Annotated in this window: 5 protein-coding genes; all 5 read right to left on the reverse strand. The window is 60.5% G+C overall.

Annotation, left to right across the window (positions count from 1 at the left end; translation table 11 throughout):
* On the reverse strand, positions 1–144 hold a 144-nt coding region (locus FS320_RS48990), incomplete at its 3' end, for a DUF6429 family protein (RefSeq protein ID WP_244626992.1).
* The gene (locus FS320_RS37660) at positions 131–553 is read right to left on the reverse strand and encodes a DUF1194 domain-containing protein (protein WP_152717401.1); all 423 of its coding nucleotides are present in this window, start codon (positions 551–553) and stop codon (positions 131–133) included. The genes FS320_RS48990 and FS320_RS37660, both read right to left, overlap by 14 nt.
* Positions 554–776: 223 nt before the next feature.
* Complete coding sequence (locus FS320_RS37665; RefSeq protein ID WP_152717402.1) at positions 777–1,331, reverse strand: gamma-glutamyltransferase; 555 nt, start codon at positions 1,329–1,331, stop codon at positions 777–779.
* 698 nt (positions 1,332–2,029) lie between these two features.
* Positions 2,030–2,623: a hypothetical protein gene (locus FS320_RS37670; protein WP_420846828.1), complete on the reverse strand. Its 594-nt coding sequence runs from the start codon at positions 2,621–2,623 to the stop codon at positions 2,030–2,032.
* A gap of 83 nt (positions 2,624–2,706) precedes the next feature.
* Positions 2,707–4,107, reverse strand: a complete 1,401-nt coding sequence (locus FS320_RS37675) for a selenium-binding protein SBP56-related protein (RefSeq protein WP_152717404.1) — start codon at positions 4,105–4,107, stop codon at positions 2,707–2,709.
* Positions 4,108–5,025 lie beyond the last annotated feature (918 nt).

Below are 5,025 nucleotides of genomic sequence, written 5' to 3' on the forward strand. Positions count from 1 at the left end.
GACTGGGTCGCCGATCAAGCCCTTCTTGTGAAGCCGATCCGTCGTTGCCCAGTCGAAGCCCTTCCAGGCACAACGCTCGTTATGCAGCGTCAGCCATAACAGCGCCAAAACGGCATCGTCGATCTTGTCCTCATCGATCTCCATGAACCGACGTTACCACGCGCGGCACCCAAAATCCCGCGGCCCCGCTCGGATGGATACCGATGAGATTGATCGAGAGGAGATGCTGCGACACCCGTGTGGCATCCTCGGGAGTGGCTATTGTGGTCCAGGGAACAAGGATCTTCGTGTGACCATGGCTCGACCACGTGAAGACAGCAAAGCCAATCCGTCTGTGATAGCCGCTCCTGACTGCCTCAAGGAAGCCAGGGTGAACAACGGCTCGGGCCACTCCTTCTCGCTCCAGCCACTCCTCGTAGCGCCCTACCGAGGCTGAGGTGTCGAGCGCCGTGACGAGGTTCGCATCCACTGCGACGCGTGGCTCAGAGGCTGCACCCCAAACCGGCACAAGGATCGCGGTCACAGTGCCAAAGATCGGAACCAACATAGGCATGTGAGCTCTCTTGCTGGAGTAGTCGGGATATCGCGACGCACCGAACGTGACTGGACTCGTCTGACGCAAGACGGAGAGCGGGCTATACAGGGAATGGCTGGCTGAAAGGCGGCAACGCGGCCAGCTTTCCGACGATTGGGAACCTCCCGTGGCGGAATGCTCGAAGGATACTCCTGAGTCCCACTCCTCGGAAGGGCCTTCACCGCACGACTGTCGCGCTCAATCAGTTGCCGATCGCGACGCCCTCGCGGCGGCTGTCAGCGCCTCCCGTAAGGCTATTCGGGCCGACAACAATGGCCTGAATGCCGGAGTTCATCTCGATCGATCGCACCTGGTGTCTCATGGCCTCAAGGGCCGACTTCCAGGTCTCGGCCTCGGTGCCGGCCTCGATCTCGGTTGGGCCGTTGCGGCTGCCGAAGTTCGGCAGATCAACGGCCACCTGCGGGTCGAGTTTCCAATCCAGGATGCCAACAAGCGTCTTGGTCACGTAGGTGATGATCTGGCTCCCGCCGGGCGCACCGACGACCGCGTAGAGCTTGTTGTCGGCGTCAAACACCAGCGTCGGCGCCATGGAGCTGCGGGGACGCTTGCCCGCCTCCACCCGGTTCGCCACCGGCTTGCACTCCTCCATTGGGGCGAAGTTGAAGTCGGTGAGCTCGTTGTTGAGCAGAAACCCACTCCGCGTCATGATCCGGGCGCCGAAGCCGTCCTCGATCGTGGTGGTCATCGCCAACGCGTTGCCGTCCCGGTCGACAACTGAGATATGGCTGGTGCCCAACTCGATCCCAGCCGAGGGCGCGAAGCGGAACTCCGTCCTCTGATGGGATCAGCGCAAGATCTGTGCCTGATTGTACGGCAACGAAGTACGTAGCAAGAACGCAGGCTCCTGAGTTAACCGAGAGATCTCCGTGACGGCCGCATGCGCCCCGAATCCAAGTTTCTGAGCCATCATTCCAAGGCGAACCAGCAGATGGAGAAGGTTACTACTCTGCGAAGTTACGCCCGTGAGAGAGCAGCGGTGCCCACATAGGTTTGACGAAGAGGTTAGTGCAATACTTTCAAATGGGTACCAGATCGATGCGAGTAGCATCTGGCTTCACATTCAGGGTCAGTCCGCAAGCCCATCTCGGGATGGTTTCTGTTCCGTTCTAGCTAACCGTATAATTGGGCACAGATCTTGCGCTGCCCCCTACTTCGGGAAGGTGCCAGAAGCGGCCATTCCAGTGACGGCGATCGAACAGCATCTCTCGACCCGATGCAGGCCGGCGGTCGGGCAACCACTCGCGGTCTCACCGGCCATTTGCCCGAAGTTGGCATTCGGCCCGTCTTGACCCAATCCGGTCATGGACGTCGCCAGCCAGATGGTCGCCGATGAGTGATGGGAAGCGGTCGATTCAAGTTGCGTCGCTCCGCATCTTGTTCGTCAATGTGTGACGATGCCAATAGAACCTCACCACCATGATTCTCCGATGCGGCTCATTGCCGGTCCGTAAGGCTGAATGCGAGGGAGACAACACCCACCAAGACGAGGCTAACGGCCCAAGTCGCATCAAGATTAAACCAACTCCGCGACACGAATTTGAGCCCCAGGTAGCGGTAGACCAACCACGCGGAGAATCCGCCGGCGACGATCATCGCGACAGAGTGGACGACGGAGACCAGGAGGGCGATGCCGAGATTGGCGTTGATGAGGGCGCCTGCCGCCTCATGACTCCTGTCGAGGTCGGCGGCTCGGCAGAGCCCGAGATAGACCGGCACGAGCATCAATCCCGCGCCATGAGCGACCGCCACGGCGAAGGACCAGAGCCCCAGTTGCGTCGGTCGTATCCGAGCCAGCGCCCGCGGATGGCGACGGGTGACAAACCGGAAGACACCAAACCCGATGACCAGGAGGCTGGCGCCGATCTGGACCTGTCTTTGCCATTCGACGAGGGCGACCAGCAGCGAAAAAGGAAGGATCACCACGAGCATCGCTAGCAGATGGCCGACCATTAGTGGCCCAAGCGCCGCGACGAGGGCTCGCGAACTCCTTTCCATCAGCCCAGCCGAAACGGCGAGCGGCCACCCCATCCCCGGGTTCGCCCCGTGATAGACGCCGCTCACGACGACAGCCAGCCACAGCCCGATAGGGGTCCAATCAACTCCGGTCAAATTCAAACCGACGGATAGCAGAACGAGTCCGTGGAGCAGTCGCCGCCCTCGAGCCGGATCTGATGCGCCCGATATCCGTCGGGGAAGCTCACCCAGTAGTCCTTTGCCAGCGCGAGACCGCCGCTCGGGCTCGCATTGGCCATGACCTGGGCGCCCGGCACGCCGTCAGGATAGAATTGGTTGTCCCACGTCGAGTAGAGCGAGTTGGTCCAGTAGACACGCTTGCCGTCGCGGCTGATCTCGACCATCTGCGGACCCCCTGCATACGCCTTGCCGCTCGGGTGGGGCGTGCGGCGGGCGATGCCGCCGACGCGGACCGAGCCCGCAAGCTTCGGCTTCCTTGGATCGGTGACGTCGTACTGACGCATTTCGCCGGTCCCCCAGCAGGAGACGTACAGGAACCGGTCATCCATGGAGAGGTCGATGTCGGTCACCAGTGGCGGCACTGCGCCAAACCCCTGGAGGAGGGGCGGCAACTGGTCCTTGGGCGCTGCCTCGGGCGGGATCGTGGCCGTTTTCTCGATGTGGAACTGTCCACCTTCGCGCCACCAAGTCCAGATCGAGCCCTCGAGGTTCGTGCTGTCAACCACGACGCCCAGGAAGCCGTACTCGCGGACCGGATCGTGCGCCGGCCGCACCTCAAGCGCCATCTGGTGGTTGGCGCCAAGATCGATCGTCTGGACGTTGCGCCGTGCCCGGAGATCCCAGAAGTGGATCTGATGGCCATACTTGTTCGAGAGCAGATCCTCTGCCACGACCCCGTTTTCGAACTGCGGCGGCAGCCCCCACTCGCTCGTCACCATGTAGTCGCGCGGCAGGTTCCACCAGAAGTCATAGTGCAGGTTCTGGGGTCCGCGATCGATCTCCCAGCGTCCGAGAATGTCAAACGTCTCGCAGTCCATGATGAAGATGCCAGGCGGTCCATCGGTGCCGTCCTTGCCGCCGCCGCCGAGGGTGCTGACGTAGATGCCTTCCGGCCCGCAGTGGACCGTGTGAGGCCGCGAGTAGCCTGTCTTTTTCATGACTTCCTCGGGCTCGATGATCTTATGAATCTTCGCCTTGGTCGGATCGGGCTTCGTATCGACGATATAAATGCGCGAGGAGCGGATCCCGGGGATGATCAGATTGCGCCGCTCGACGAACGCGTGGCCGGTGAGCGGCGACAAGGCCGACGAACAGGCGTTCCAGCCAAAATGGTGGAATTCATCCCCCTTGTGGGGCATCGTCACCGTGTGGACGACTTGACTGAAGGTTGGCGAGCCGGGCTTCACGTCAATCACGGCGAGCGCGTCGGGCTGTGAGAAGTCCGGGCTGAGCAGCAAAGTATAGGCAAAGTTCTCCGGTGCAGCTTCCATCGCAAGCTTCGGCGACGCGTAGAAAGTCGGATCAGGCCTCATCGTCATCGTAGTGCCTCCCTATTTGTGATTACGCACCACCACGGCTCGTACGCTGGACCGCGGTCTCAGCAAGAGATAACCGATGGATTGAGACCGAGCGGTTTTCGAAATTCGCAAGCGACGCTGGCAAGCCCTGATTATGCATCGAGGTTGGCGGTCACCGCACAGGCGCCGTGAAGGCCGACCCAATGACAACAAGCGTAACGAGCCGATGTACTTCTACGCCGACTTGAAGGCGCATCAGCTTGTCGGCAATGGGCCTACCAAGTCACGTTTCCGAAAGGACAGTTTCTGCCAATCAGAGGGTTCTGGTCACTGATGGTGTATAACACCGAACACGTGTTCAGCCCGAATGCTATAAATAGCTTCAGCACATGGAAGCCCTAACCGCCCCGTCCGTCTCGTAGATCCGCTTTCCACCTGCAGCAGCCATTGGCCGGGCGGGCGCCGAACTCCCGCTCTGGGTCGAGCCCGTGCGTAAACTCAAACCAGACTCGCCGCAGCGAACTATTTGTACAAGTTCACACCTCGATACCGGAGATTCCGCAGTCAAACAGGCCTTGCGAGATATAAAATAACTCAAATGAGCAGCCCGTCAGCGTTTTCACAAGGCTCGGTAGTTTGGGAAGTTCAGGCTTGCCAGGTGAAGACCTCCTTACGGTGCGAGACCAGAACTTTCTGGCCTCATTACGGGCCGTTCCGTGACAGCACAACGAATGAGCTGGGAGTGGACGGAGGGCAGGCTTTGAACGACTCACTTCGTCTTTCCGGCTCCTAGAGCGCGTTGACATTCAGGCTTTCGACGGACTCGCAAATCTGATTCAAGCTCCTTTTGGGCGCGGAGGCTTGGGTGAGCGGAGTTCGTCTGATGTTGAAAGATCACCAGTGGGATCGGATGGAGCCGCATTTGCCGGGCAAACGCAT

The organism is Microvirga tunisiensis (genome assembly GCF_009296175.1).
GTDB lineage: Bacteria > Pseudomonadota > Alphaproteobacteria > Rhizobiales > Beijerinckiaceae > Microvirga > Microvirga tunisiensis.